General features: G+C 65.5%; 22 protein-coding genes and 1 tRNA gene. 11 read left to right on the plus strand and 12 right to left on the minus strand.

The window, feature by feature from the left end; all coding sequences use genetic code 11:
* The first annotated feature begins 210 nt into the window (after positions 1-210).
* Entirely contained in the window at positions 211-678 is a 468-nt protein-coding gene (locus NRS07_RS17725) for a hypothetical protein (protein WP_259209342.1), read from the plus strand.
* 96 nt (positions 679-774) lie between these two features.
* Positions 775-859 (plus strand) — tRNA-Leu (locus NRS07_RS17730).
* A 114-nt stretch (positions 860-973) separates the two neighbouring features.
* Here NRS07_RS17730 and NRS07_RS17735 read toward each other — a convergent pair.
* From NRS07_RS17735 to NRS07_RS17760, 6 genes are all read right to left on the minus strand, one after another.
* Positions 974-1,711, minus strand: coding sequence for an ABC transporter substrate-binding protein (locus NRS07_RS17735; protein ID WP_259209344.1), 738 nt, complete (start codon positions 1,709-1,711; stop codon positions 974-976).
* Positions 1,712-1,862: 151 nt separating this feature from the next.
* Complete coding sequence (locus tag NRS07_RS17740; protein WP_259209346.1) at positions 1,863-3,032, minus strand: glycosyltransferase family 4 protein; 1,170 nt, start codon at positions 3,030-3,032, stop codon at positions 1,863-1,865.
* 9 nt (positions 3,033-3,041) lie between these two features.
* The gene (locus NRS07_RS17745; protein WP_259209348.1) at positions 3,042-4,154 is read right to left on the minus strand and encodes a glycosyltransferase family 1 protein; all 1,113 of its coding nucleotides are present in this window, start codon (positions 4,152-4,154) and stop codon (positions 3,042-3,044) included.
* 35 nt (positions 4,155-4,189) lie between these two features.
* Positions 4,190-5,131, minus strand: coding sequence for a GDP-mannose 4,6-dehydratase (locus NRS07_RS17750; protein WP_259209350.1), 942 nt, complete (start codon positions 5,129-5,131; stop codon positions 4,190-4,192).
* Between the two features lies 1 nt (position 5,132).
* Complete coding sequence (gene gmd, locus NRS07_RS17755) at positions 5,133-6,176, minus strand: GDP-mannose 4,6-dehydratase (protein ID WP_259209352.1); 1,044 nt, start codon at positions 6,174-6,176, stop codon at positions 5,133-5,135.
* Positions 6,177-6,485: 309 nt separating this feature from the next.
* The gene (locus tag NRS07_RS17760) at positions 6,486-8,798 is read right to left on the minus strand and encodes an NADP-dependent malic enzyme (RefSeq protein ID WP_307729904.1); all 2,313 of its coding nucleotides are present in this window, start codon (positions 8,796-8,798) and stop codon (positions 6,486-6,488) included.
* A 184-nt stretch (positions 8,799-8,982) separates the two neighbouring features.
* Between NRS07_RS17760 and thiL the strand changes: the two genes are divergently transcribed.
* A complete protein-coding gene (gene thiL, locus NRS07_RS17765) occupies positions 8,983-9,945 on the plus strand; it encodes a thiamine-phosphate kinase (RefSeq protein WP_259209354.1) in 963 nt (320 codons plus the stop codon).
* A 27-nt stretch (positions 9,946-9,972) separates the two neighbouring features.
* On the opposite strand, the gene NRS07_RS17770 is transcribed toward thiL, so the two are convergent.
* Both NRS07_RS17770 and NRS07_RS17775 read right to left on the minus strand, forming a co-directional pair.
* Positions 9,973-12,612: an EAL domain-containing protein gene (locus NRS07_RS17770; RefSeq protein WP_259209356.1), complete on the minus strand. Its 2,640-nt coding sequence runs from the start codon at positions 12,610-12,612 to the stop codon at positions 9,973-9,975.
* Entirely contained in the window at positions 12,609-14,660 is a 2,052-nt protein-coding gene (locus NRS07_RS17775) for an ATP-binding protein (RefSeq protein WP_259209358.1), read from the minus strand. The genes NRS07_RS17770 and NRS07_RS17775 overlap by 4 nt, the downstream gene beginning before the upstream one ends.
* Before the next feature lie 523 nt (positions 14,661-15,183).
* Between NRS07_RS17775 and NRS07_RS17780 the strand changes: the two genes are divergently transcribed.
* The 5 genes from NRS07_RS17780 (at position 15,184) to NRS07_RS17800 (ending at position 20,733) form a co-directional block, all read left to right on the plus strand.
* Positions 15,184-15,603 (plus strand): CinA family protein, encoded by a 420-nt coding sequence (locus tag NRS07_RS17780; protein ID WP_373889877.1) that lies wholly within the window; start codon positions 15,184-15,186, stop codon positions 15,601-15,603.
* Positions 15,604-15,616: 13 nt separating this feature from the next.
* Positions 15,617-16,537 (plus strand): metallophosphoesterase, encoded by a 921-nt coding sequence (locus NRS07_RS17785; RefSeq protein WP_259209362.1) that lies wholly within the window; start codon positions 15,617-15,619, stop codon positions 16,535-16,537.
* 12 nt (positions 16,538-16,549) lie between these two features.
* Positions 16,550-19,357: a pitrilysin family protein gene (locus NRS07_RS17790; RefSeq protein ID WP_259209364.1), complete on the plus strand. Its 2,808-nt coding sequence runs from the start codon at positions 16,550-16,552 to the stop codon at positions 19,355-19,357.
* Positions 19,358-19,432: 75 nt separating this feature from the next.
* Positions 19,433-19,759: a helix-turn-helix transcriptional regulator gene (locus tag NRS07_RS17795; RefSeq protein ID WP_259209366.1), complete on the plus strand. Its 327-nt coding sequence runs from the start codon at positions 19,433-19,435 to the stop codon at positions 19,757-19,759.
* Positions 19,756-20,733 (plus strand): cation diffusion facilitator family transporter, encoded by a 978-nt coding sequence (locus NRS07_RS17800; RefSeq protein ID WP_259209368.1) that lies wholly within the window; start codon positions 19,756-19,758, stop codon positions 20,731-20,733. Before NRS07_RS17795 ends, NRS07_RS17800 begins: the two co-directional genes overlap by 4 nt.
* 17 nt (positions 20,734-20,750) lie before the next feature.
* Here the strand turns inward: NRS07_RS17800 and cysK are convergent, their stop codons facing one another.
* Genes cysK through tcdA form a run of 3 tightly spaced genes read right to left on the minus strand, consistent with a single transcriptional unit; the run spans position 20,751 to position 23,168 of the window.
* Positions 20,751-21,683, minus strand: a complete 933-nt coding sequence (cysK, locus tag NRS07_RS17805) for a cysteine synthase A (RefSeq protein ID WP_259209370.1) — start codon at positions 21,681-21,683, stop codon at positions 20,751-20,753.
* Between the two features lie 26 nt (positions 21,684-21,709).
* Positions 21,710-22,255: an FKBP-type peptidyl-prolyl cis-trans isomerase gene (locus tag NRS07_RS17810; RefSeq protein ID WP_259209372.1), complete on the minus strand. Its 546-nt coding sequence runs from the start codon at positions 22,253-22,255 to the stop codon at positions 21,710-21,712.
* A 34-nt stretch (positions 22,256-22,289) separates the two neighbouring features.
* Positions 22,290-23,168 (minus strand): tRNA cyclic N6-threonylcarbamoyladenosine(37) synthase TcdA, encoded by an 879-nt coding sequence (tcdA, locus tag NRS07_RS17815; protein WP_259209374.1) that lies wholly within the window; start codon positions 23,166-23,168, stop codon positions 22,290-22,292.
* 88 nt (positions 23,169-23,256) lie between these two features.
* Between tcdA and pdxH the strand changes: the two genes are divergently transcribed.
* Both pdxH and NRS07_RS17825 read left to right on the plus strand, forming a co-directional pair.
* Positions 23,257-24,459, plus strand: coding sequence for a pyridoxamine 5'-phosphate oxidase (pdxH, locus tag NRS07_RS17820; RefSeq protein ID WP_259209376.1), 1,203 nt, complete (start codon positions 23,257-23,259; stop codon positions 24,457-24,459).
* A 50-nt stretch (positions 24,460-24,509) separates the two neighbouring features.
* Entirely contained in the window at positions 24,510-25,730 is a 1,221-nt protein-coding gene (locus NRS07_RS17825) for a cyclopropane-fatty-acyl-phospholipid synthase family protein (RefSeq protein WP_259209378.1), read from the plus strand.
* A gap of 23 nt (positions 25,731-25,753) precedes the next feature.
* Here NRS07_RS17825 and msrA read toward each other — a convergent pair whose 3' ends face one another.
* Complete coding sequence (gene msrA / locus NRS07_RS17830; RefSeq protein WP_259209380.1) at positions 25,754-26,293, minus strand: peptide-methionine (S)-S-oxide reductase MsrA; 540 nt, start codon at positions 26,291-26,293, stop codon at positions 25,754-25,756.
* 131 nt (positions 26,294-26,424) lie between these two features.
* Here msrA and NRS07_RS17835 point away from each other — a divergent pair, with 131 nt between their 5' ends.
* On the plus strand, positions 26,425-26,934 hold the full coding sequence (locus NRS07_RS17835) for a flavin reductase family protein (RefSeq protein WP_259209382.1): 510 nt from the start codon (positions 26,425-26,427) through the stop codon (positions 26,932-26,934).
* The last annotated feature ends 42 nt before the right edge of the window (positions 26,935-26,976 follow it).

A 26,976-nucleotide genomic window follows, 5' to 3' on the forward strand; every position in this document is an offset into this window, starting at 1 on the left:
CCGCCGCCTCACCGCCGGCGGATTTTTGCTGGCACGATTCGTGCATTGTTATTTCATTTGCGTGAGGCACGCCAGCCGACGGGGAACTTTTCTCCAGTGAGACGGTGTTTGAGCTCGATCAAGCTCTCCATTGGGCTGGTGATTAGATTGAATCGAGTGCATCCGATGTCGTGCGGCCCACCAGTCCAGCAGCGCTGCGAGGAGACCAACTTGAAAAGTATTACATTTTCCGAAATTGTTCGGATTCACGAACGCCCCTTTTTCCTCGGCCGCCGGGCGACCTGGCGCCAGCTGCTGCCCTGGCTCCTGACCCTGGCCCTGGGCTTGCCACTGTTGATGCTGGTGCTGCATGCCATCGATCCGGGCACGCCCTTGCCCTTCATCGTGGTGCCAGCCCTGGCTGGCGCTATGCTGCCAGTGGCCATGATGGGGCCCGGCCGCTTCGAGATGAATACCCACTTCGACGCCCGTTACATGATCAAAACGCTCGACGACGCCCTCACCTCGCTGGGTTATCGCCGCACAGCCTCCGACCCCGACCGCATCAGTTATTTCCGCCCGCGGCCCTGGCTACGCGGCCGCGAGGGCGCGATTGAAGTCGCCGTCACCGCGCATGCGCTGCAGGTCAAGGGGCCGGTGGGCAGCCTGCGATTGCTGCAGCAGCGCATCGTTTGCTGAGGCTTTCGATCGGGCGGACATCAGATAGTCGGGCGCAAGCGCGCTAGTACTGGTCAGTTGGGTACGGCATGTGCTAAGATTCGCGCCTGCTGTTGGGCCTCTGTGGCGGAATTGGTAGACGCACTTGACTCAAAATCAAGCGCCGTAAGGCGTGCCGGTTCGATTCCGGCCGGAGGCACCACCCCAACTGCATGGCAATCCCGCAAGACCCATCTTTCGCAGCGCAGTTCGCCGCTGTCACTCGCTTCTACGCTGTAAGAAATCCCGACACCCAGCGCCGGCCGTTTTAGCCAGTTCAGCGCACGCGCGCTTCGGGCACCCAGTTCTCGTAGCGGCGCTCGATGCGCCGTCCCGTTCCGTCTTGTGCTATCTGGTAGAAGGCGCGGTTGAGCCGGCCGATCACGTCGTTTGGCACTGCCCGGTTGCAGGCCAGGTAGACTCCGATTTCCTTGAACACCAATACCGGCACGATTTGCTTGTCGAAGCCATAGCGCGTGAGCACGTTGCTGCCGCTACGCTGGCTGGCTGCCCACAGGTCGATGCGTCCCAGGAGCAGCTTTTGCGGGTTGGACAGTTCGTTGGAAGTGGGGTCGGTGATCATGCCGCGGGCGCGCAAATAGGCGTCGCGCGCATCGCCATTATGCGTGCCGATGCGCAAGCCGCGTGCGTCGTCCAGGCTGCGCAACTGCAGCTCATGGTCGGCGCGCGCCATCAAGACCCATTGGGCGATAGCGGTCGGGCCCACCCACTTGAACAAGTCCTCGCGCTCGGGTGTGCGGGTAGTGGAATAGACGCAGGCGTCGGGCCGCTGGAGCGCCGCCGCGTAGGCGCGCTTCCAGGGCAGTACGTCGATGGTGTAGGCAAGTCCTGCGCGACTCATCGCTTCCCGGACCTTGTCGGTGGCGATGCCGACCACCCGCCCCTGGTCGAGCATGCTTGAAGGCGCCATGACCTCGGTCGTGATGTACAGGCGCGGCGGTTCAGCCGGCTGCACAGCGGCCAGGGCCGACCCGCATACCAGACTGAGAACCAAACATGTGGACCTGATGAGCAACATTCGAATCGCCTGACAACGCTTGCGCGTCGGTGAAGACAGCATATCAGGTGGTGTGAATTTCCACACTGCATGTGACGAACTGGTGGTGTCGACGCGACAGAGGGTATGCGCAGAAGCGCACGCCAGCTCAGGGCGTTGGCGGCAATCCAGCCAGTCCGACATTTGCGTCGGCACTGGCAGGCGCCTTGCGCGCCACCAGCTCCTGGTACAGCGCGGTGTAGTTCGCCGCCATCTGCTCGGAGGTGAACAGCTCGTGATACCGCGCCTCGGCGCGCGCGCCCATGCGGCGCGTCAGCTCGGGGTTTTCCCACAGCGTGTGCAAGGCGCCGCGCAAGGCACGCGGGTCCGATGGCGGCACCGCCAGGCCGGTCTCGCCGCCGATATTGATATAGGTGGTACCGGTGCCGATCTCGCACGAGATCATCGCCTTGCCATACATCGCACCCTCCAGCAGCGAGATGCCAAAGGCCTCGGAGCGCAGGTGCGAGGGAAACGCCAGCGCGTAGCACAGGCTCAGCAGCGCCGCCTTGTCGGCTTCGTCCACGGCACCGGTGAAGATCACATGCTTGAGTCCCAGGCGCTGCGCCTGTTCCTTCAGGGCCTGCTCTTCCGGGCCAGTGCCGACGATGACGATCGGATAATCGAGTCCCGCGGCTGCTTCGAGCAGGATGTGCAGGCCCTTGTAGTAGCGCAGCACGCCCACGAACAGGAAGAACTTCGGCCCGACCCGGGCGCGCCAATGCGCCAGGCGACATGGATCGGCGCTCGGGTAGGTAGCCTTGTCCAGGCCATAGGTAATCACACGCGTCTTGTCGCGGTAGCGCGCCAGGACGGTGGACGAGGCCAGGTAGTTGGGCGAGGCCGCGACGATGCTGTCGACGCTGCGCAGGAAGCGGTGCTTGAGCGGCTGGTACAGGCGCAGCAAGTGCTTCTGGCGCACGATGTCGGAGTGGTAACTGACCACGGTGGGCTTCTTCACGCGCGACACGAAGTGCGCCATGTCCATGAAGGGCCAGGGAAAATGGTAGTGCACGACATCGGCCTGGTTGGCCATGCGCGCCAGCGCACCCAGTGCCGCCAGCGAGCAGGCGTTCGACGCGATCTCGAAATCGAGCGGTACCCGGCACACCGTGTGGCCATCGACGTGGATTGGCGCCAGGTCTTTATGGCGCGACAGCGACAGCACGGTATTGGTCACCCCCAGGCGCGTCGTGCCGACGCACAGCTGGCGGATCACCTGTTCGATGCCGCCGACCGAGTCCGGATAGTAGGTCTTGTAGAAATGTAGGACGCGCATGTTGGAAGCTTACTGCGAAAGGACGGTTCGGTACACCTCGGCGGTTTGCCGTGCGGTGGCATGCCAGGTGAGTTGTTCGGCGCGGGCGCGACCGGCGGCGATGCAGCGCGCGCGCTCGGTGCTATCGTTCGCCAGCGTGCGCATGGCAGCGGCCAGTTCGCCTGCATCGAGTGGATCGACATCGAGCGCGGCGCCCTGGGTCACTTCTGGCAGCGAGCTGGCGTTCGAGGCCACTACCGGCACGCGCGAGGCAAACGCCTCGACCACCGGGATGCCGAAGCCTTCGTACAGCGAAGGAAAGACAAACACACCGGCGCCCAAAAACAGGTGGCGCAGGTGGCGCGCATCGGTAACCTGGTCGAGCCAGACGATGTTCTCTCCCAGCGCGCGCGTGGCTTCCAGGCGCGCCACCAGTTCTTGGCAGCGCCAGCCGCGCGCGCCCACCACCACCAGCGCGCGTTCGTCGCGCAGCGCCTTGGGCAGCATCAGCCAGGCGTCGAGCAGGCGGCCGACGTTCTTGCGCGGCTGCAGGGTGCCGACGGTAAGGAAGTAGCCGGGCGTGAGCGCATACGCGGCCAGGGTCGCGGCCACGGCCGCGTCGTCGGGCGGCTCCAGCCATTCGTCGTCGACCCCGCAGTACACCACCGAGATCCGCTTGCGATCTACCCCGAAACATTCGACCAATTCGTCGATCGCGAAATGCGACAACGCGATCACATGGTCGGCCTTGGTGGTGGCCTTGCGCTGCAACCAGTTCTTCAGGCCGCGCAGGCGTGGGCTGCACCACTCGGGATACTTGATGGGCAGCGCGTCGTGCAGGGTCGCCACCACCGGGCAGTCCATGCGCACGATGCGGTAGTCGGTGACGTGGAACAGGTCGGCCGGCATATGGACGCGGTGCGCGCGCGGCGTGGCCAGATCGATCAGGGAGGCGGCCTCGAAGGATTGCGGCATCGGCTGGCCAACGCTGATGCCGCTGCCGCCAGCATCCCTGCCGAGTTGCACACGCGGCCAGGAATACGGCACCACGGTGGCGCCGAGCGGGGGCAGGTAGCGCATCAGCGCGCGGGTATAGACCCCGATGCCATCGAGGCGACCGCCGGTCAGGCCCGGTTCGATCATGGTCGCTCCGAGTCCGACGGTAAGGCCGCCCTCGCTCACGCCAGGTACATCCAGCGCAGCGTCTCGGACAGCGGGGTCGGTTCGAGCTGGCCGATGACGGCAGTGAGTTTGCTGTTGCTGCCGGCCAGCGTGAGCACGTCGTTGGCGCGCACGAAAGCCGGGTTGACCTGCACCTCGATATGGTAGCCGGCGATCTGGCCCATCATGTCGATCAGGTTGGCCAGCGAATGCGACGAGCCGGAGCAGACATTGAAGGCTTCGCCGCTGGGGGCCACCGCCAGCAGGCGGCGGTAGGCGCGCGACACCATGCGCACGTCGGAGAAGTCGCGCGCGATCGCCAGGTTGCCCAGTTCGATGCGGCGCTCGTTGCGGCGGAAGTGCGAGACGATTTTCGGCAGCAAGAAGTTTTCGTCCTGCCCCCTGCCTGTATAGTTGAACGGGCGCGCGATGATGATCGGCAGCTTGTCCATCCACAGGCGCGCCATGTACTCCATGGCCAGCTTGCTGACGGCGTAGTCGTTGGCGGGAGAAGGCGGGACGCTCTCGTCGATGACGGACACGCTGGCGTTGCCGTAGATATTGGCCGACGAGGCCAGCAGCACACTGGTGGGGCGGTGCGCACCAAGCGCGAGCGCCTCGAGCAGGTTGCGCGTGCCGACCACGTTGACGCGGTAGATCAGCTCGGAATTGGCATGCGCCACGAAGGCAATGCCGGCCAGGTGCGCGACCACATCCGGTTGCACCTCGTCGACGATGCGGGCCACGGCTTCGCGGTCGCACAGGTCGACCGCGTGGATGTCGGGCCCGAGCTCCTCGCCCGGCAACACGGTGCCAAAGACACGGTATCCGGCGGCGCTCAATTCTTGCGCCAGGTAATAGCCGGTGAACCCGCGCAGGCCCGTGATCAGCGCGCGGCGCCCTTCGCCTTCTCTCCCGCCGATAAACGCCGGGATATCATCCGTGGCGACGCGCTCCATATCAGAACGAGAAGCCGATTTCGTTGCGGCGCAGGTCGGCGTCGACCATCATCTGGCACAACTCCTCGAGCGTGGTCTTTGGCTCCCAGCCAAGCACGCGCTTGGCCTTGGCCGGATCGCCAATGAGCAGCTCGACTTCGGCCGGGCGATAGAACTTGGGCGACACGCGTACCAGCGCCTTGCCGGTACGGACGCAGTGGCCGGTTTCGTTTTCGCCGGAGCCGCTAAATTCGAGGTCGATGCTGGCGCTCTTGAACGCCATGGTAACGAAGTCGCGCACGGTCTCGGTGCGGTTGGTCGCCAGCACGAAGGTGTCCGGCTCGTCGGCCTGCAGGATGCGCCACATGCCTTCGACGTATTCCTTGGCATAACCCCAGTCGCGCTTGGCGTCGAGGTTGCCCAGCTCGAGCACGTCGAGCTTGTTGAGCACGATCTTGGCGACCGAATCGGTGATCTTGCGGGTGACGAACTCACGGCCGCGCAGCGGCGATTCGTGGTTGAACAAGATGCCCGAAGAACCAAAGATATCGTAGGACTCGCGATAGTTCACCGTCATCCAGTGCGCGTACAGCTTGGCGACGCCGTAGGGGCTGCGCGGGTAGAACGGGGTGTCTTCGATCTGCGGGATGGCCTGGACCTTGCCGAACATCTCGGAGGTGGATGCCTGGTAGAAACGGATCTTCGGGTTGACGATGCGGATCGCCTCGAGCAGGTTAACCGCGCCCAGGCCGGTAATCGAGGCCGTAGCCAGCGGCTGTTCGAACGACACGCCGACGAAGCTCTGGGCCGCGAGGTTGTATACCTCGTCAGGGCGGGCATTTTCAACCAGGCGGATGCTCGATGACAGGTCGGTCAGGTCGTATTCGACCAGCGACAGGTTCGGGTGCTTCTCGATACCAAGTTCTTCGATCCGCCAGAAGTTGACGGAACTGGAGCGGCGGTAGGTGCCGGTCACGTGATAACCTTTTTCCAGCAGGATCTGGGCCAGATAGGCGCCATCCTGGCCGGTGATACCAGTGATCAGGGCTCTTTTTGTTGTGTGCATGTTCTTGGGTTCTAGAAGATGGTCTTGCAGGCCGCCAGAGAATGGCAAGCCGGAATTGTAACAGAGAGGAAAAGTCGCAGCATTGCACCATAGAAACTGGTGCAATAAATGCAACGATTATTTAGCCATTATGCCTTGAAACGGTGAGGGCACGTCGCCCGCTTACGGTTTGTTACCGTTGTATTTGCGCGGGGACAAATGGCGACATCGTGCGACATTGCCCCCGGACGCCGTCCGACCAGGGTGCGCGGGCCTGCTGCACCGGGACCTGGCCCGGTGCGGTTTTCAGGACCGGCTAACGTTGCAATATTAACGCTGCGACACTGCGTCGACCACGCACAGCGCCGTCATGTTGACGATGCGGCGCACCGTCGCCGACGGCGTCAGGATGTGCACCGGACGTGCGCAGCCCAGCAGCACCGGGCCGACGGCAATGCCATTGCCGGCTGCGGTCTTGAGCAGGTTGTACGAGATGTTGGCGGCATCCATGTTCGGCATGACCAGCAGGTTGGCGTCGCCCTGCAGGGTCGAATTCGACATCACCTTGGCGCGCAGCTTGGCGTCGATCGCGGCGTCGCCGTGCATCTCGCCATCGACCTGCATGTTCGGCGCTTTTTCAAGCACCATCGCCAGCGCGGCGCGCATCTTCTTGGCCGACTCGCTGTTGGACGAGCCGAAGTTCGAATGCGACAGCAGCGCCGCGCGCGGCTGGATCCCGAAGCGCTCGAGTTCCTCGGCCGCCATGATGGTCATCTCGGCGATTTCCTCGGCGTTCGGATTCTCGTTGACGTGGGTGTCGAGAATGGCCAGCTGGCGCTCCGGCGTGATGATGATGTTCATCGCCGCATACACGTTGGTGCCGGCGCGCTTGCCCAGCACCTGGTCGATGTAATACAGGTGCATCAGCGTATTGCCGTAGGTGCCGCAGATCAGGCCATCGGCATCGCCCTTGTGCACCATCATGGCGCCGATCAGGGTATGGCGGCGGCGCATTTCCAGCTTGGCCAGGTCGGCGGTGACGCCCTTGCGCATGCCGATCGCGTGGTAGGCCTCCCAGTATTCGCGGTAGCGGGTGTCGAAATCGGGGTTGATGACGTCGACATGCTCGCCAAGCTTCAGGCGCAGGCCGAATTTCTCGATGCGCTTTGCCAGCACCGCCGGACGGCCGACCAGGATCGGGCGCGCCAGCTTTTCGTCGACCACCACCTGCACCGCACGCAGCACGCGCTCGTCCTCGCCTTCGGCGTAGACGATGCGCTTGATTTCCGCCTGGGCGGCCTTGGCCACCGAGAACAGCGGCTTCATGAAGGTGCCGCTGCGGTACACGAACTGCTGCAGCGTCTCTTCGTAGGCCTGCATGTCGGCGATCGGGCGCGTCGCTACGCCGCCTTCCTGCGCGGCCCGGGCCACGGCCGGGGCGATGTGGGTCAGCAGGCGCGGATCGAAAGGCATCGGGATCAGGTATTCCGGACCGAACGACAGGTTGGTGATGCCATAGGCCGAGGCCACGATGTCCGACTGCTCGGCATGCGCCAGGTCGGCAATCGCATGCACCACCGCGATTTCCATTTCACGCGTAATGGTGGTGGCGCCGCAGTCGAGCGCGCCGCGGAACATGTAGGGGAAGCACAGCACGTTGTTGACCTGATTCGGGTAGTCCGAGCGGCCGGTGGCGATGATGGCGTCGCTGCGCACCGCCTTGACGTCTTCCGGCAGGATTTCCGGATTCGGGTTGGCCAGCGCCAGGATCAGCGGGTTCGGCCCCATGCTGGCGACCATCTCGGGCTTGAGCACGCCGCCGGCCGACAGGCCCAGGAAGATATCCGCGCCGGGAATCACTTCGGCCAGCGAGCGGTGCGCCGTCTCCTGGGCGAAGCGTTCCTTGTCCGGGTCCATCAGTTCGGCACGGCCCTTGTAGACCACGCCGGCCAAATCGGTGACGAAGATGTTCTCGATCGGAAAACCAAGATCGACGATCAGGTCGAGGCAGGCCAGTGCGGCCGCGCCGGCGCCGGAAACCACCAGCTTGCAGCTTTTCAAATCCTTGTTGACGACCTTCAGGCCGTTCAGGATGGCCGCGCCGACGATGATGGCGGTGCCGTGCTGGTCATCGTGGAAGACCGGGATCTTCATGCGCTCGCGCAGCTGGCGCTCGATGTAGAAGCATTCGGGCGCCTTGATGTCCTCGAGGTTGATGCCCCCGAAGGTCGGTTCGAGCGCGGCGATGATGTCGACCAGCTTGTCCGGGTCGTTCTCGTTGATCTCGATATCGAAGACATCGATGCCGGCGAATTTCTTGAACAGCACGCCCTTGCCTTCCATGACCGGCTTCGAGGCCAGCGGACCGATATTGCCCAGGCCAAGCACGGCGGTGCCGTTGGTGATCACGGCCACCAGGTTGCCGCGCGCCGTGTACTTGTACGAATTGGCCGGGTCCTTGACGATTTCTTCGCAGGGCGCGGCCACGCCCGGCGAGTACGCCAGGGCCAGGTCGCGCTGGTTCAGCAAGCCCTTGGTGGGGGTCACGCTGATCTTGCCGGGGCGAGGAATCATGTGGTACTCGAGCGCTGCAGCACGCAGTTGCTGACGCAATTCTTCTTTTTTATCCGATGACGAATCCATGCTGGGCAGCTTTCCTGATACTAGAGGGGAACCTCCAATTTTATCAGACCGGCACTTGGCAAGGTCTACGTATTTTCAACTAGCCGCCGATCGAACTATTAGACAAGCAAATAGTCGAGCTCGATCTAGTTGCCTGGCTAATAGTATGCGGCGTGCCGAGCGATGCCGGCATTACAATACGCAGATGCTCTCCGAATTCGACCTCATCAAGCAATACTTCCAGCGCGATCGCTCCGGCCGCGCCGACCTGGGCATCGGCGACGACTGCGCCCTGCTCACCCCGGCGCCGGGCCACCAGCTGGCCATTTCTACCGACATGCTGGTCGAAGACCGGCATTTCTTCGCCGGCGCCGATCCCTTCATGCTTGGCCATAAAAGCCTGGCCGTGAACCTGTCGGACCTGGCGGCGATGGGTGCGCGCCCGCTCGGCTTCACGCTGGCCCTGAGCTTGCCCGGGGCCGATCCCGCCTGGCTCGACGGCTTCTCGCGCGGCCTGTTCGCGCTGGCCGACGCCTTCGACTGCGAACTGGTGGGCGGCGACACCACCAAGGGGCCGCTCAACATCTGCATCACCGTCTTCGGCGAACTGATGCCGGGGCATGCATTGCGGCGCGATGCCGCGCGGATCGGCGACGACATCTGGATTTCCGGGACGCTGGGCGACGCGCGCCTGGCGCTGGCAGCGGCGTGGCAAGAAGTCACGCTCGGTCCCGCTGCGCAGGCGCAGGCGGCGCTGCGGATGCACATGCCGTCACCGCGGGTGGCCCTCGGCCTGGCCCTGGCAGCGCAGCCGATTGCGCACGCCGCGCTCGACATTTCAGATGGGCTGGTGGGCGACCTCGAACATATCCTGGCCGCCTCGCGGGTCGGCGCCACGCTCGACGCCGATGCGCTGCCGGCCGGGCCGGTGCTGGCGCTGCAGGAAACGGCGCTGCGGCGCCGGTTCACGCTGGCGGGCGGGGACGACTACGAATTGTGCTTCACGGCGCCGGTGGGCCATCGCGACGCCGTGCTGGAGGCGGGACGACGCAGCAGCACGCCCGTCACCCGTGTTGGGCGGATCGAGGCGGAGCCGGGCTTGCGGCTGGTCGACGCCAGCGGCGCGCGGCTCGACCTGACACTGCGCGGCTGGGATCATTTCAGTTAAAGGCACCGGCAACATCCAGCCACGCCGTCAATCAGCGTTCGCGCTCTCGTCTTCCCGCGGCGCCTTGCGGTCATCATAGGGCCCATAGGTCAGCCAGTAATGCCGGAACGCCAGCCGGATATTCTCCCTCAGCTGCAGGTCGTGCCAGGGCTTGGTATAGAAGCGATAGATCGCGCCGCGGTTGATCGAATCGAGCACCGTGTCCACGCCCGTACAGCCGGACAGGATGATGCGGATGGTCTCCGGATACATCTCCTTGACCTTGCTGAGGAACTCGGTGCCATTCATCACCGGCATGCGCTGGTCGCACAGGATCACCTGCACCCGGTACAGCGCCAGCAACTCGAAGCCTTCCGCCGGTGACGATGCCGTCAATACCCGGTAACTATCGCGCCTGAACAGGCGGTGCAGCGAGGTCAGTACATTGACGTCGTCGTCCACCACGAGCAAGGTCTGCACCTTGTCGTCGTGCGTGGGCGGCGTGTCGGGCTGGGCGCGATTGTCCTGCACCAGGCGCGCCAGCTCGCCCGCCGGCAGCGCGCGCGAAAAATGGAACCCCTGGATCTCGTCGCAGCGGTGGCGCCGCAGGTAGGCCATCTGGGCCCGGGTCTCGACCCCTTCGGCGATCACCTGCATGTGCAGGCTGTGCGCCATGCTGATGATGGCCGTTGCGATCGCCGCATCGTCCGGATTGGTCACGATGTCGCGCACGAAGGCGATGTCGATCTTGAGCTTGTCGATCGGGAAGCGCTTCAGGTAGGCCAGGCTCGAATAGCCGGTGCCGAAGTCGTCGATCGAGATCCGGATACCCAGCGCGCGCAACCGTCCCAGTACCTCGATGGTGTGCTCGGCGTTCGACATCAGTGCGCTTTCGGTCAGCTCCAGCTCCAGCAGTGCCGGTTCCACGCCATGCCGCTCGAGGGCGGCGCGGATCACGCCTTCCAGGTCGCCTTCGACAAACTGGCGGCTCGAGACGTTCACCGCCACCCGCAGATCGCGCAGGCCGTCGCTGCTCCAGGCGGCGATCTGGCGGCAGGCCTCGTCGACGATCCAGGCGCCGACCCGCACCACCAGCCCGGTCTCTTCCATGATCGGCACGAATTCGGCCGGATACACCAGACCGTAGCCCGGCCGGTTCCAGCGCAGCAGCGCTTCCACCCCCGACACGCGGCCGGTATTGAGCTCGAGCTTGGGCTGGTAGTACAGCACGAACTGCTGATCTTCGAGCGCGCCGCGCAGCGCCAGTTCCAGGTCGAGGCGCGCCAGCACCTGCACGTTCATGCCGGCGGTAAAGAAACGGTAGCCGTCGCGGCCCGCTTCCTTGGCCCGCACCATCGCAGCGTCGGCGTATTTCACCAGGTTGCCCGGTTCGAGCGCATCTTCCGGATACATCGCGATGCCGATGCTGGCGGTGAGCGCGGCGTGCTGGCCGTGCAGGTCGAATGGGGCGCGCAGCGCTTCGCGCACGTCGTTGGCCATGTTCACGGCTTCTTGCTGGTCGCGCGTCATGGTCAAGAACAGCGCGAACTCGTCGCCGCCCAGGCGGCCCGCCGATTCGCGCAGGCGCACGCAGCGCACCAGCCGGGTGCTGAACTGGCCCAGCAATTCGTCGCCCAGCTCGGTCCCGAGCGAATCGTTGATGATCTTGAAGCGGTCGAGCGTAATGCACAGCACCGCCACCCGCCAGCTCTTGTCGCGCGCCAGCTCGATCGCATCGTTCAAATTCTCGAAGAACAGCGTACGGTTCGGCAGACCGGTAAGCGCATCGTAGTGCGACATGTGGCGCAGGCGCTGCTGCGCATGCAGGCGCTCGCTGATGTCGCGTGCCACCGCGATCAGCATGCGGCTCTTGCCCAGGTCTTGCAGCTTCCAGCTGATCTCGACCGGCACAGCGCCCTGCCCGCCGGCGCGCAGCAGTTCGGTCTCGACGATGTCGCCCGGCAGGGTGTCCAGGCGCAGCGCGTGTGCGCCTTCTTGCGCGGCGGCGGAGTCATATACCTGGTGCGCCGGCGCGTCGGCCGCGAGGTGGCGCTCGAGCAGTTCGCGCGTGCCCAGGCCCAGTGCCACCGGGTCGATCCGCAACAGCGCATCGCGCGAGAAGCCGAGCATGCGGCAGGCGCCGTCGGAGACGTCGACGATCGCCATGCTGGCGGTATCGATCAGGAAGATCGCGTCGAGGGTCGCATCCATCGCGCCGCGAAAGCGCGCCAGCTCGGCGGTGCGTTCGCGTACTTCGCGCTCCAGCGCCATGCCGTAGTCGTGCGACTCGCGGTGCAGCAGGCGCACCTCGAGCAGGTTGCGAATCCGGGTCATGACTTCGACCGTATCGAAGGGCTTGCCGATAAAGTCGCGCGCGCCGGCCTCCAGGGCCGCCAGCTTCTTGTCCGGCTCGGCCGTCACCACCAGCACCGGCAGCCATGATTCGCTCTCGAGCGGCTTGAGCGCCTCCATCACGTCGAAGCCGTCCATGCCGGGCATGTGCAGGTCGAGGATGATCAGGTCGAAGCGGTGCTTCAGGTGCAGGGATACCACTTGGCGCGGATCGTTGGTGCTGAACACGTTCTCGTAACCGGTGGTCTTGAGCAGGTATTCGAGCAACTGGACGTTGACGGGTTCGTCGTCGACCACGAGCAGGCGCGCGCGGCGGATGTCGGACAATGAAATCATTCGGCCTTCCTTCCGGCCGGCTGCGCTCCCACGGGATGGAGCGCCGCCAGCGTACTGTTGATCGCTTCGGTGAATTGGTCGATGTCGATCGGTTTGGTCAGGTAACGGTTGAACCCTGCCTCCTGGCTGCGCTCGATATCGCGCGACATGGCGTTGGCGCTCAGGGCGATCACCGGAATGGCCGCGGTGGCCGGGTCGGCGCGTAACTGCCGCAGCACCTCGATGCCGCTCAGGCCGGGCAGGTTCAGGTCGAGCAGGATAATCTCGGGATGGTGGCAGCGCGCCAGCGACAGGCCGACGCGGCCGTCGGGCGCCGACAGCAGCTGCAGGTCGGCGCGAAAGCGCACGATCTCTTCGATCAGGCGCAGGTTGGCCGGATTGTCCTCGATATACAGGATCACATGCGGGTCGCGCCGCGGTTCGCCTTGGCCCGGCGCGGCCAGCGCCGCCGGCAGTACCGCTGCTGCGCCAGGCTGCAGCGGCGCCGCCAGCGGCGCAGTCGTGGATAGCTCGATCCAGAACACGCTGCCCACGCCCGGGCTGCTGGTAACGCCCATCTCGCCGCCCATCAGTTCGACCAGGCGCCGGGTCACGACCAGGCCGATTCCGGTGCCCTCCTGGTTGCCGCCCTCCTGGCCCAGCCGGTTAAAGGGCTGGAACAGGCTCGCCACCTGCTCCGCATCGAGGCCGCTGCCGGTATCATGCACCGCCATGCGCAGCTTGCCCGGGCCGACCTGCTCGCAGCTCAAGACCACGGCGCCGTCGTCGCGGTTGTATTTCACCGCGTTCGACAACAGGTTGAGCAGCACCTGCGTCAAGCGCGTGCGGTCGGCCAGCACCACCGCACCGGGTGCTTCGGGAAACAGCATGCGCACCCCGCGCGCAGCCGCGATCGGCGCCACCATGGCGTGGCATTCGCGCAGCGTGTCGGCCAGCGGCACCGGCTCCATCGACAGCGTCACCGTGCCCGACTCCACCTTGGCCAGGTCGAGGATTTCGTTGATCAAGGTAAGCAGGTGGCGCCCGGACTTGAGAATATGGTTGGCGAATTCCTTTTTTTGCTCGAGGGTCGAGGGTAGCGTGTCGGACGTGAGGATCTGGGCGAATCCAAGGATCGCGTTGAGCGGCGTGCGCAACTCGTGGCTCATCGAGGACAAAAAGGCCGACTTGGCCTGGTTGGCGCTGCGCGCCTGCTCGATCGCGTTGGCCAGTTCGGCATTGGCCAGTGCCAGCTGCAGCGTGCGCTCGTCGACGCGGTGCTCGAGCTGTTCGTTCAGGCGCATCACTTCCTGCTGGGCGCGCGAGCGTTCCTGGACCTCGTGCGCGATGTCGGCGCTGGAAGTTTCAAGTTCGCGCGTACGTCCTTCGATCTCGGTGAGCATCGCATTGAAAGAGTCGACCAGCTCGCCCGCCTCGTCGTCGCTGATGCGCGGGGCGCGGCGCGAATAGTCGCGCGTGGCGACGACCTCGCGCGCGATCTCGGTGATGGCCACGATCGGCGCGGTCACGACATGCCCCATGCGGCGCACCAGCAGCCAGGCCACGCCCATCGCCAGCAGCGTTACCCCGGCGGCAATGCTCAGGTAGTCGATAGTGCGCGCCAATAGCTGGTTTTCAGCGCGCAGGTAGACGGTGCCGACGATGTCGCCATTCTCGACGATGCGTTGCTGGATGATCATGTCGTCGTCGTCGACGTGGTCCGGGTCGGCCGCCGCCAGCGCGGCCGGCAGCGCGCGCTCCTCGCCCCTGGCGCGGTAAGAGGCGAACAGCGCGCCGCTGGCGTCGTAGATGGCGGCGGCGCGCACCTGCGGACGGGTGCGCAGCAGCGCCAGGTTTTCATTGGCCAGGCGCGGATCGTCGAAGCTCAGCGCGGCCGAGGTCATGTGCCCTACCAGCTCGGCCTGGGTAGCGAGGTCGTTGACCAGGGTGCGGTGGTAGCTGCGCAGGTCGTAGCCAATGATGATCGCAATCGACACCAGCAGCGCCGCGAGCGTGGTCGTCATGACCGCCGTCACCAGCTTGGCACGGATCGAATGGCGCGCGCTCATGCACTCTCCGGTGCCGGGACTGGCGCGCGCGACCCGCATGCATCGACATGCCGGTCCATCGGTGGGCGAGCGGAGCAAGCTGTGCGGGCCGCACCGCACGGATGGGCCAGCGCCATCCGGTCACGCGCAGTTCGTTCGAGCGGCATCGAGGGTCCTACGGAAAGCGGAAAAAAATGCGCCTGCCGGGTCGGCTGGCGGGCGCCGTCAGCATAGCCTAGCACTGTGGGTCATGTCGCACGGAACCTTTCATGAATGGCGCTGTCGTGGACAGTGCGCACGCATATGCACGGCGGGTCGCAATTTGTCGATGCCGGCCGTGCCAGGACCGGGCGGAGCGCGCTAGAATGGGACTGTGCGCACTTGGGTGCGCGCAATCCCGGCGACCCCGGCGCGCATGCGCGTCCGCGGCCCGCGAAGTGGCCTCTGGACCGGCCCAGACCAGTATGCAAAGGAGCCTCACGTGACGAACGACATTCTCGATCTTGCTACCAAAGCCGGACGCGCACTCGAGGCCAAGCGCCTGATGCTGGCCACCGCCGAGTCCTGCACCGGCGGCGGCGTTTCCCAGGCCATTACCGACATTGCCGGCTCTACCGGCTGGTTCGACTGCGGCTTCGTCACCTATTCCAACGCCTCCAAGAGCGAACTGCTGGACGTTCCGGCCGCGCTCATCGCGCAGTTCGGTTCAGTCAGCGAAGAGGTCGCCGGCAAGATGGCCGAAGGCGCGCTGGCCAGCAGCACCGCCGATGTCGCGCTGTCGACTACCGGTATCGCGGGCCCGACCGGCGCGGTGCCGGGCAAGCCGGTGGGCACGGTCTGCTTCGGCTGGGCGCGCGGCGACTCCACCTTTACCGAGCGGCTGGTGTTCCAGGGCGACCGCCAGTCGGTGCGCGAGCAGGCCGTCGCGCATGCGCTGCGGGGCCTGCTGCGCTTCATCGAGTAATCCGGGCCGCCGCATGTTCGCCGCGCGCCGCTGGCTGGGCGGCCTGGCACTGCTCGCCGCTGCCAGTCCAACGTGGGCATCTGCCGACACCAGTGCCGGCAGCGCCGCCTATACCGTCTATGCGGCTGGCGACATTGCGCGCTGCAAGCACCCGGACCCGCGCTGGTCGGGCGCTGCCGCCACTGCCCATCTGGTCGAAAGCCTGTTGCGCGCCGACCCGCAGTCGGCGGTGCTGAGCCTGGGCGACCATACCTATCCGCGCGGCACCGCGGCCGAATTCCGGGACTGCTACGGCCCTACCTGGGGGCGCTTTCGCGCGCGCACCTGGCCCACGCCCGGCAACCACGAATACGCCACCGCCGGCGCCCGCCCTTATTTCGACTATTTCGGCACGCGCGCCGGCTCCGCCGAGCGCCCCTACTACAGCCTGCGGCTGGGCAGCTGGCAGGTCATTTCACTCGACAGCAACCTGAAGGGCGCGGCCCATGCGGCCCAGATCGCCTGGCTGCGCACCGAGCTCCAGCGCCAGCCGGCCGCCTGCACCCTCGCCTTCTGGCACCATCCCCTGTACAGTTCGGGCGGCCATCCGCCGCCGGGCCGGATGCGCGACGCCTTCGCCCTGCTGCACCAGGCCGGTGCCGAACTGGTGCTGTCGGGCCACGACCACGACTACGAGCGCTTCGCGCCGCAAGACGCCAACGGCCGCATCGACCGCCAGCGCGGGCTGCGCCAGTTCGTGGTCGGCACCGGCGGCGCCTATGCTACCCCGTTCATCTTCTTCGCCCCGAACAGCGAAGTGCGCGAGGCCAGTTATGATGGCGTGCTCGCCCTGCGCCTGCTCGATGGCGCCTACGAGTGGCGCTTCCTGCCGGCCGACCCGGGCAAGGTGCCGGCGGCGGCGCGGCTTGACCACGGGCGCAGCAGCTGCCACTAAGCGGAGTCCGGCATGTCGCCCCTTTTATATTTTGCTCGTTTCACCTTGTTTATCACGCTCATGACCGCATTCGCCCAGGACGCGCAGGCCCAGCCTGTCGCCGCAACGCCGCCCTCGGTGGCCTTTGAAAAAACCATCCTGCCCAACGGGCTGCAGCTGATCCTGGTCGAGGACAAGCGCCTGCCTATCGTGGCCGTTAACATCTGGTACCACGTCGGCCCCGCCAACGAAGCGCCCGGCCTGGCCGGCTTCGCCCACCTGTTCGAGCACATGATGTTCGCCGCCACGCGCCACCTGCCGCGCGGCACGGCCGACCGCCTGCTCGAAGGCGCCGGCGCCACCGACAGCAACGGCGGCACCAGCTATGACAGCACCAGCTACTACGACACCGTGCCCTCGAACCAGCTCGAGCTGGCGCTGTGGGTGCACGCCGACCGCATGGGCTACCTGCTCGACGTGCTGGACCAGCAGGCGCTCACCAACCAGCAAGACGTGGTACGCAACGAGCGCCGCCAGACGGTCGAAGAAGAACCCTATGGGGTGGTCGAGGAAGCGCTGGCGCATGCCCTGTTCCCCAAGAACCATCCGTATCACGCCTCCATCATCGGCTCGCATGCCGACATCCAGAACGCGAAGCTCGGCGACGTGCGCAGCTTCTTCGAGCGCTTTTACGGCCCCAACAACGCCAGCCTGGTGATCGCGGGCGATATCGACAAGGCCAGAACGCGGGCGCTGGTCGACAAATATTTCGGCAGCCTGCGCCGCAGCGCGCCGGTGCTGCGCCCGGCGATCGTCACGCCGCCGATCACCAGCGAACGGCGGGTGGTGGTGCGCGACCGGATCGAGCTGCCGCGCGTGTTCATGGGCTGGCTCACGCCGCCCGCCTTCCAGCCGGGAGATGCCGAACTGGCGCTGGCGGCCGAGATTCTCGGCGGCGGCAAGGCGAGCCGGTTGTACAAAAAACTGGTGTACGAACGCCAGATCGCGCAAGACGTCGGCGCGGCCCAGAACGCGTATGGCTTGAGCTCGACCTTCGTCATCGATGTCACCGCGCGCAGCGGCACCGAAGCGCGCGAGCTCGAAGCGGCGATCGACGCCGAGCTCGCGCTGCTGCGCGAGCATGGACCCTCGCAGCGCGAAGTCGAGCGCGCCCGCAACAGCCTCGAGACCGCGCTACTGAGTTCTATCGAAAAACTGGGAGGCGACGGGCTGGCCGACCAGCTCAATCACTACAACCAGTACACGGGCGACCCCGGCTACCTGGCGCAAGACCTGGAGCGGCTGCGCCGGGTGACGCCGGCCGACGTGCAGCGCGCCGTGCGCGCTTACCTGGGCCAGCAGGCGCGCGCGGTTGTCACCGGCCTGCCCGGCAAGCCGGTAGTCAACGATCCGCGCGCGCCCAAGCCGCCCAAGGCCGGCAGCGCCGACAGCGCAGGCATCAATGCACCCGAGCCGTGGCGCGCACAGGCGCCCAAGGCCGGTCCGGCGCCGGCATTCACGCTGCCGCAGGGCGAGTCGTTTACGCTGGCCAACGGCCTGACAGTGATCCATCACCACAATCCGGCGCTGCCGCTGGTGTCGACCCAGCTGGTGGTACGCAGCGGCAGCGCCGCCAACCCGGCCGCGCTGCCCGGCCTGGCCGGCTTCACCGCGCAGATGCTCGAAGAAGGCACCGCCACCCGCAGTGCGCCGCAGATCGCCGACGAGATTGCGCAGCTCGGCGCCTTCCTGGGCGCCGGCACCGGCGCGGACGCTTCGATCGTCTCGCTGCTGTCGCTGCGCGCAACCTTCGCACCGGCACTCGACGTGCTGGCCGATATCGTGCAGCGCCCGGCCTTCCCGGTGGCCGAAGTCGAGCGCCAGCGCGCCGACCGCATCGGAGAACTGATGCAGCAGCGCGACGACCCGGAAAGCGTGGCGGCGGTGGCCTCGGCCGCAGCGCTGTTTGGCGCCAGGCACCCGAAAGGCTATGGACAGCTGGGCACCGAACGCGCGATTCGGCGCACCACCCGCGACGACCTGGCCGGCTTCTGGCGGCGCCACTATGTGCCGGGCAATGCGGCGCTGGTGGTAACAGGCGATATCACGCGCGGCGAGCTGGCAGCGCTGGTAGAAGCGCGCTTTGGCACCTGGACCGGCACTGAAACACCAGGCGCCAACCCGGGAACGCCGGCAGGCACGCAGGCGCGCCTGGTGGTGGTGGACCACCCGGACGCGGGCCAAACCGCGCTGCGCGTGGCCAGCATCGGCGTGGCGCGCGATACCCCCGACTTCGCGGCGCTGCAGGTCATGAATGGCGCCCTGGGCGGCATGTTCTCGAGCCGCCTGAACAACAACCTGCGCGAGACCAAGGGCTACAGCTACGGGGTGTATTCAGAGTTTCGCTACGACCGCACGCCGGGGCCCTTCGTTATCGCGGGCAGCGTCCAGCGCAATGCCACCGGTGCCTCGGTGCGCGAGATCTTCCGCGAGGTGGAAGCCATGCGCGAGACCACGCTGCCGCTGGCAGAACTTAGCGCGGCGCGCGACGCGCAGCTGCTGTCGCTGCCGGGACAGTTCGAAACCAATGCCGATGTCGGCGCCAGCCTGGCCGAGATTTTTTTGCATGGACTGCCGCCCGACTACTACCAGCGCCTGCCCAGGCAGCTCGCCGCCGTCACCGCCGCGCAGGTGCAGCAAGCCGCGCGCACTTACCTGGTGCCCGAGCGCATGGTCGTGGTCGCAGTCGGCGACCGCAAGCGCATCTTGCCTCAGCTAAAACCGCTGGGGCTGGGGGCGGCCGAGCTGCGCGACAGCGATGGCGAATTGATCGCTCAATAAGCGGAACCGGCGCGGCGCTTGCCGCGTCCGCGATTTTCGCCTAACATATGAACAACTATTCATATGTTTGATACTATGACAATCAACACCGGATTCGAAGTTGCCCCCGGAGCCGTCGAGGAACTGGCCGACTTGTTCCACCTGCTGGGCGAGCCTACCCGCCTGCGTATCGTGCTGGCCTGCCTGGCGCAACCGACCGCGGTGGGCGATATTGCCGCGTCGCTCGAGCTGTCCAGTTCCCTGGTCAGCCACCACCTGCGCCTGCTGCGCGCGGCCCGCATCGTCAAGGCCGAGCGGCACGGCAAGCAGGTCTTTTATTCGGCGGCCGATGCCCATATCAGCAGCCTGCTTGCCAACATGTTCGAGCATATCGCCGAACCAGCCATCGGGATGGATACATGAGCAATCACCAACACGACCACCACGCGCACGATCACGGCCACGGCCACGGCTTCGGGCACCATCACCACCACATGCCCGACCCGGCTGGCAACGGCCGCGCCTTCGCGCTGGCGATCGGCGTCAACGCGCTGTTCGTCGTCATCGAATTTGCCTACGGCTTTATGGCCAATTCCACCGCCCTGATGGCCGACGCCGGCCATAACCTGTCGGATGTCCTCGGCCTCATGCTGGCCTGGGGCGCGGCGCGGCTAGCCCTGAGCGCGCCAAGCGGGCGCTATACCTACGGCTTGCGCGGCTCGTCGATCCTGGCGGCGATGGGCAATGGCCTGCTCTTGATGGTAGCCTGCGGCGCCATCGCCTGGGAGGCTGTGCACCGGTTCAACGCGCCGGCGCCGGTCGAAGGCCTGACGGTCACGGTGGTGGCGGCGATCGGCGTGGCGATCAACGGCTTCTCGGCATGGCTGTTCCTGGCCGGCAGCAAGGGCGACCTGAACCTGCGCGGCGCCTACCTGCACATGGCGGCCGATGCAGCGATCTCGCTGGGCGTCGTGATTTCGGGACTGGTGATCATGAGCACCGGCTGGGCCTGGATCGACCCGGCGGTGAGCCTGCTGATCGTGCTGGTGATCGTGCTAAGCACCTGGTCGCTGCTGCGCGAATCGGTGCAGCTGTCGATGGCCGCGGTGCCGCCCGGCGTGGACGCCGGCGCGGTGCACGCCTACCTGGCCGGCCAGCCCGGCGTAAAAGAAGTCCACGACCTGCATATCTGGGCCCTGAGCACCACCGAGAATGCATTGACCGCGCACGTGGTCATGCCTGGCGGATATCCAGGCGACCAGGTGCTCGATGCGATGGTGGCGAAGCTGCGCAGCGATTTCGCGATCCATCACTGCACGCTGCAGGTAGAAGAAGGCACGACGCAGCACGATTGTGCGCTGGAGGGGCATGATGCACACGCGGCCCATGCGCACTGAGACCCAGGCACGCCTACCTAGCCGGCAAGATTGGCGTACAGCGCCGTACTCAGATAGCGCTCCCCGAACGACGGAATGATTGTCACGATGAGTTTGCCGGCGTTTTCGGGCCGGCGCGCCACCTGGATTGCCGCCCACAGGGCCGCGCCCGATGACATCCCCACCAGCAGCCCTTCTTCGCGCGCCGCGGCGCGGGCAGTGTCGAAGGCGTCGCTGTTGGTGACGGCGATGACTTCGTCGTAGGCGTGGGTGTTGAGGACCTGCGGCACGAAGCCGGCGCCGATGCCCTGAATCGGGTGCGGGCCCTTGGTTCCTTTCGAGAGTATCGGTGACGCCTCGGGTTCCACGGCGATCGCCTGGAAGCCCGGCCTGCGCGCCTTGATGACTTCGCTCACGCCGGTGATGGTGCCGCCGGTGCCGATGCCGGCCACCAGAATGTCGATCTTGCCGTCGGTGTCAGCCCAGATTTCCTCGGCGGTCGTGGTGCGGTGGATCTCTGGATTGGCCGGGTTGTTGAATTGCTGCGGCATGAAATAGCGTGGATCGGACGCCACCAGTTCGTCGGCGCGGCGGATCGCGCCCAGCATGCCTTCGTTACCCGGCGTGAGCACCAGTTCGGCGCCATAGGCGCGCAGCAGCAAGCGCCGTTCGCTGCTCATGGTTTCGGGCATGACCAGCATGCAGCGGTAGCCACGCGCGGCGCACACCATCGCCAGCGCGATGCCGGTGTTGCCGCTGGTGGGTTCAACGATGACGGTATCGTGCTTGATAAGCCCGGCCCGTTCGGCGGCCTCGATCATGGCCAGGCCGATGCGGTCTTTCACGCTGTGGGCGGGATTATGGTATTCGAGCTTGCCGAGGATGTCCGCGCCGGCGCCCTGCGCCAGCCTGCGGATGCGTACCAGGGGGGTATTGCCGATCAGTTCAGTGACATCGTTCGCAATGCGCATGCCGTTTCCCCCCAGGTATGGTTGACTTACTTCACGTTGAGCAGTTCCACGTCGAAGATCAGGTCGGCGTCCGGCGGGATCGCGTCGCCCGCGCCGCGCTTGCCGTAAGCCAGCACGCTCGGGATGATCAGGGTGCGCTTGCCGCCCACCTTCATGCCCGCCACGCCCTGTTCCCAGCCCTTGATGACGCGGCCCGCGCCCAGCTGGAACTCGAGCGGTTCGCGGCCGGCATCGAGCGAGGAATCGAACTTGCGGCCGCGCTGCTTTGGCGCCAGCGGCTTGTGGAACCAGCCCGAATAGTGGACCACGACATTGCTGCCGAGGGTGGCTTCCTTGCCCTTGCCGACCACGCGGTCGACGATCTCGACCTGCGGGGTAGGCAGTGGCGGCAGGGTTGGCGCCGCCTGCGGCTGGGCTACCTGCGCTTGTGCCTGCGCTTGTGGCTGCGCGACAGCCTGCTGCTCCGGCGCCGGCTGGGCGGTCGGTTTGGACGCGTCCTGGGCGGTGGTGTCCTGGGCGCTGCTGACGGTGGCCACCAGCATCAGGGCGGCAAAAGCGGTACGACGGATCATAGGGGTTCTTCCATCAAGGGGTCATTAACTGATCCTATGATAGCAAGGCCTCTTCCACTTGCACAGTTGGCAGTTGCTTAATCTCGAGCGGCGCGGCATTGGCGGCATCGGCCAGCTTGCGCAGCAGGTGGGCGGCGGCCACCATGCCAAACGTTGCCGTGACCACCATGCTCGACCCAAAGCCGGCGCAGTTCAACCCGGTCACGCTGGCCGCATCGACCGCGCAGGCGTCGCCGCTGTCCGGATAGCGCAGCGGCTCCATCGAGAACACGGCGTCGATATGGTATTTGTTCTTTTCGCCGCGGGCAAAGCCATACTGCGAGCGCAGCAGCTTGCGTACTTTTTTCAGCAGAGGCTCCTGCTCGGTGCGTCCCAGGTCGCGCACTTCGATCCTGGTGGGATCGGTCTGGCCGCCGGCGCCGCCGATGACGATCAGGGGCATCGCATTGGCGCTGCACCAGGCGATCAGGGCGGCCTTGGATTTGACGCCATCGATGGCGTCCACCACATAGTCAAACCCCTGTCCCGCCACCATCGCCTCGATATTGTCCGGATCGATGAATTCCTCGACCAGGGTGACCTTGCAAGTTGGGTTGATCTGCGCGATGCGTTGGCGTAAGGCCTCGATCTTGGCCATGCCGATGGTCGACGTGAGCGCCTGCAGCTGGCGGTTGATGTTCGATTCGGCCACGTTGTCGAGGTCGATCAGCGTCAGCTGACCGACCGCGCTGCGCGCCAGCGCCTCCACGATCCACGAGCCGACGCCGCCGACCCCGATCACGCAAACGTGCGCCGTACGGAAGCGTTCGAGCGCACGCTCGCCATACAGACGCGCAATCCCGCCGAAGCGGCGTGCAAAGTCGATGTCGTCGTCGGGAGTGTTGTCAAGAGTGCTGGCTTGGATCGGGTTCATCCCGGCATTTTAACGGACGATCGTTTCGCAACTGCACTAAAATAACTTCTCGTCAATCAAATTATTCTCGGCTGTCAACAAACCACCCATGACCCAACTTCTCCACGAGACCGCTCCCGATTTCGACCAGCCGATTGCTGTCCTCAAGCATTGCCACGGACGCATCCGCCGCCAGCTGGCCACGCTCGACAAGCTGCTGGCTCACCTGCCCGAGTGCGGCGCCGACGAGCAGGCGCGCCAGGCGGCAGCGGCGGTGCTGAATTATTTCGACAAGGCCGCCCACCTGCACCACGACGACGAGGAGCAAGATCTGATTCCCATGCTGCGCGCGGTGGCCCAGGGAGAGGATGCCGCCACGCTGCAGGCGCTGGCGCCGGTCATCCTGCAAGACCACCAGGACATGGACGCGCTGTGGCAAGACTTGCACGAACAGCTGGTAGCCGTGGCCGAAGGCCGCTCGGCGGTGCTCTCGGCCAGCGCGGTGCAGCGCTTCAGCCAGCGCTATTCGTCCCACATGGACCGCGAGGAAACCACCATGGCGCCGATGGCCATGCGCCTGTTCAGCCCGGAGCAGATGGCGCAGCTGGGCAAGTCGATGCAGGCGCGCCGCGGCATCGGCGGCGCGCCCGCCGCCGATGCCGCGGCGGGGGTAGGCCAGGCGGTGGCCGACCTGCGCAAGGATTACGGCCAGGCCAGCCTGAACGAAACCGAGGTAATGGACGACCCGGTGCTGCAATTTACACAGTGGTTCGAGCAAGCCCTGAAGGCCAAGGTGAACGAGCCCAATGCAATGTCGGTAGCCACCGTCGGGCTCGACGGGCGGCCGAGCTCACGTATTGTATTGGTGAAGCAATTCGACCAACGCGGCTTTACCTGGTACACCAACTATAACAGCCGAAAGTCTGCGGAGTTGCAAAATAATCCACACGCGGCCTTGCTATTCTTTTGGAGTGAACTCGAACGCCAGGTTCGCATTGAAGGACGCGTGGAGCGCACGTCCCCCGAGGAAAGCGACCGGTATTTCCGCAGTCGCCCGTTAAAGAGCCGCCTGTCGGCGATTGCCTCGCAACAGAGCGCTCCGATCGGCAGCCGCGCCGAGCTCGAACAGAACTACGAAGCCACCGCGCGGCAGGCTGGCGAAGATCCGGCGCGACCAGGCAACTGGGGCGGCTTGCGCCTGGTGCCCGAGCGACTGGAGTTCTGGCAGGGACGCCGCTCCCGCTTCCACGACCGCATCGTCTACGAGCGGCAGGAAGACGGCAGCTGGAAGCGCCTGCGTTTGCAACCGTAGGGCCGGGCACAGCGCAACACCGCGCCCGGCCGTTATTGCCGGAGGTGATCGTGTTCGAACAGATGATCTTGTCGGCCTGGAATGCCGGCCTGCGCAACAAGCTGTCGCTGCCCTTGCGGGTAGAACTGTGGGACGGCCGGCAGCTCGAATTTTCTTCCGGTGCCGCGGACGCGGCCGATCCGCGCGTCACCATTCGCGTGCCCGACCGCTCCGCCCTGCGCTACCTGCGCTCGCCCTCGCTGTACAACCTGGGACGGGCCTATGTCGAAGGCGCCATCGACATCAAGGGGCGCGCCGCCGACATCATCAGCGTCGGCAACAGCCTGGCCGCGCACCTGGCCGGAACCGGCAACCGCCTGGCCGATACGCTGCGCCGCGTTGCCCCGCACACGCGCGAAAAAGACGCCGCGGCCATCCGCTACCACTACGACGTCTCCAACGCCTTTTATGCTGCCTGGCTCGATCCCGGCATGGTGTATTCGTGCGCTTATTTCGACAACGGCGACGAAGACCTGGCCACGGCGCAGCAAAACAAGATCGACCACATCCTGCGCAAGATCGCGCTGCAGCCGGGCCAGTTGTTACTCGACATCGGCTGCGGCTGGGGCGCGCTGGTGCTGCGCGCGGCGCAGCAGTTCGGGGCGCGCTGCGTCGGCATCACGCTGTCCGATAACCAGGCCGCGCTGGCGCGCGAGCGGGTCGAACGCGCCGGCCTGCAGGGGCAGGTCGAGATCCGCCTGCAAGATTACCGCGACGTGGCCGGCCAGTTCGACCGCATCACCAGCGTGGGCATGTTCGAGCATGTCGGCGTACGGCACCTGACGGATTATTTTTCACAGATAAACAAATTACTGGTGCCGGACGGCGTCGTGATGAACCACGGAATCACCACCACCAACGCCGACAACGGCGTCTCGCCCTACGGCGGGGGCGACTTCATCGACGAATACGTGTTTCCGGACGGCGAGCTGGCCCACCTCGCCACCGTGGTGCGCGCCATGCAGGACGGCGGCCTGGAAGTACGGGACGTGGAAAACCTGCGCCGCCACTACGCCCGCACCTGCGCACTCTGGACCGACAATTTCGAGGGCAATGCCGCGCATATCCGCACGGTCACCGACGAAAAACGCTTTCGCATCTGGCACCTGTACCTGGCCGGCTGCGCCTATGCGTTCGCGCACGACCGGATCAGCCTGTACCAGATCGTGTGCGGCAAGGCGGGCATGGATCCCGAACAGATCCCGTGGTCACGCAAGTACATGTACCGGTAGGGTAGCCGGCCAGGCCGGCCGCCCTACTTCAGGCGCTCGGTAAAGGTCTTGCGAAACTTCGCCACCTTTGGCGCCACTACCAGCGCGCAATAACCCTGCAGCGGGTGCTGCGCGAAATAATTCTGGTGGTAGTCCTCGGCCTTGTACCAGGCTTCTTGCGGCAGCAACTGCGTCACCAGCGGCGCATCCCACACCGACGCCATTTCGGCCATTACCTTGCGCGCGGTCGCTTCCTGTTCGGGCGAGGTGGTGAAGATCACCGAGCGGTATTGCGGTCCGACGTCATTGCCCTGGCGGTCCTGGGTAGTCGGGTCGTGGATGGTGAAAAAAACCTCGAGAAGGTCGCGGTACGAGATCACGCTCGGGTCGAACTCCACCCGCACCACTTCGGCATGCCCGGTGGTGGCCGCGCATACCTGTTCGTAGCTCGGGTTGACCACATGCCCGCCCATATAGCCCGATTCGACCCGCGTGACGCCGCGCACTTCGAGATAGACCGCCTCCAGGCACCAGAAGCAGCCGCCGCCCAGGATGGCCACTTCGCTAGCTGTTTGCTCGCTCATCGCATACCTTGATTCGTCAGTTTCGATAGCTCTTAATGTAACGCAAAGCCGTGCTATCTGCATCGCAGCAGGGAGCCGGAACCGGTCCTGGGCCCGACAATGGCATAATGGCGCCATCCTTCAAGGTTCCAATGAATACACGTGCCCCCCTCGCCGCATCGCGCGGTTTCGATTCGGCGCATTTCCGCCATGCGCTGTCGCAGTTCGCCACCGGTGTCACCGTGATCACCACGCGCCTGGCCGACGGCAGTTTCCGCGGCCTGACCGCCAGTTCCTTCAACTCGGTCTCGCTCGAGCCTCCGCTGGTGCTGTGGAGCCTGGGTGCCGGCGCCAACAGCATGCCCATCTTCAGCGGCAATTCGCATTACGTCATCAATATCCTTGGCGCCGGCCAGGAAGAGCTGGCCATGCGCTTTTCGCGCCGCACCGAGAACCCGTTCGAGGGTGTCGACTACGAACTGTCGCGTACCGGCCAGCCGATCCTCAAGGGCGTCTCGGCCTGGTTCGAATGCCATAACCGCAGCCGCTACCCCGAGGGCGACCACGTGATCTTCGTGGGCGAAGTCGAGCAATGCGCGGTTCACCCCCAGCAGGCGCTGCTGTTCCACGGCGGCCGCTTCGGTACCACGCCGCCACGCTGACTGCTGCCGGGCAAAAATGAAAATGGCTGTCGCCATTTCAAA

The sequence above is a fragment of the Massilia sp. H6 genome (genome assembly GCF_024802625.1).
In the GTDB taxonomy this organism is placed as follows: Bacteria; Pseudomonadota; Gammaproteobacteria; order Burkholderiales; family Burkholderiaceae_D; genus Telluria.

Bases quoted from the DNA above. Each gene is read 5' to 3' on its own strand.
- NRS07_RS17740 (WP_259209346.1), bottom strand. From the start codon at position 3,032: ATGCGCGTCCTACATTTCTACAAGACCTACTATCCGGACTCGGTCGGC.
- NRS07_RS17745 (WP_259209348.1), bottom strand. From the start codon at position 4,154: ATGATCGAACCGGGCCTGACCGGCGGTCGCCTCGATGGCATCGGGGTC.
- NRS07_RS17750 (WP_259209350.1), bottom strand. From the start codon at position 5,131: ATGGAGCGCGTCGCCACGGATGATATCCCGGCGTTTATCGGCGGGAGA.
- gmd (WP_259209352.1), bottom strand. From the start codon at position 6,176: ATGCACACAACAAAAAGAGCCCTGATCACTGGTATCACCGGCCAGGAT.
- NRS07_RS17760 (WP_307729904.1), bottom strand. From the start codon at position 8,798: ATGGATTCGTCATCGGATAAAAAAGAAGAATTGCGTCAGCAACTGCGT.
- thiL (WP_259209354.1), top strand. From the start codon at position 8,983: ATGCTCTCCGAATTCGACCTCATCAAGCAATACTTCCAGCGCGATCGC.
- NRS07_RS17770 (WP_259209356.1), bottom strand. From the start codon at position 12,612: ATGATTTCATTGTCCGACATCCGCCGCGCGCGCCTGCTCGTGGTCGAC.
- NRS07_RS17775 (WP_259209358.1), bottom strand. From the start codon at position 14,660: ATGAGCGCGCGCCATTCGATCCGTGCCAAGCTGGTGACGGCGGTCATG.
- NRS07_RS17780 (WP_373889877.1), top strand. From the start codon at position 15,184: ATGCTGGCCACCGCCGAGTCCTGCACCGGCGGCGGCGTTTCCCAGGCC.
- NRS07_RS17785 (WP_259209362.1), top strand. From the start codon at position 15,617: ATGTTCGCCGCGCGCCGCTGGCTGGGCGGCCTGGCACTGCTCGCCGCT.
- NRS07_RS17790 (WP_259209364.1), top strand. From the start codon at position 16,550: ATGTCGCCCCTTTTATATTTTGCTCGTTTCACCTTGTTTATCACGCTC.
- NRS07_RS17795 (WP_259209366.1), top strand. From the start codon at position 19,433: ATGACAATCAACACCGGATTCGAAGTTGCCCCCGGAGCCGTCGAGGAA.
- NRS07_RS17800 (WP_259209368.1), top strand. From the start codon at position 19,756: ATGAGCAATCACCAACACGACCACCACGCGCACGATCACGGCCACGGC.
- cysK (WP_259209370.1), bottom strand. From the start codon at position 21,683: ATGCGCATTGCGAACGATGTCACTGAACTGATCGGCAATACCCCCCTG.
- NRS07_RS17810 (WP_259209372.1), bottom strand. From the start codon at position 22,255: ATGATCCGTCGTACCGCTTTTGCCGCCCTGATGCTGGTGGCCACCGTC.
- tcdA (WP_259209374.1), bottom strand. From the start codon at position 23,168: ATGAACCCGATCCAAGCCAGCACTCTTGACAACACTCCCGACGACGAC.
- pdxH (WP_259209376.1), top strand. From the start codon at position 23,257: ATGACCCAACTTCTCCACGAGACCGCTCCCGATTTCGACCAGCCGATT.
- msrA (WP_259209380.1), bottom strand. From the start codon at position 26,293: ATGAGCGAGCAAACAGCTAGCGAAGTGGCCATCCTGGGCGGCGGCTGC.
- NRS07_RS17835 (WP_259209382.1), top strand. From the start codon at position 26,425: ATGAATACACGTGCCCCCCTCGCCGCATCGCGCGGTTTCGATTCGGCG.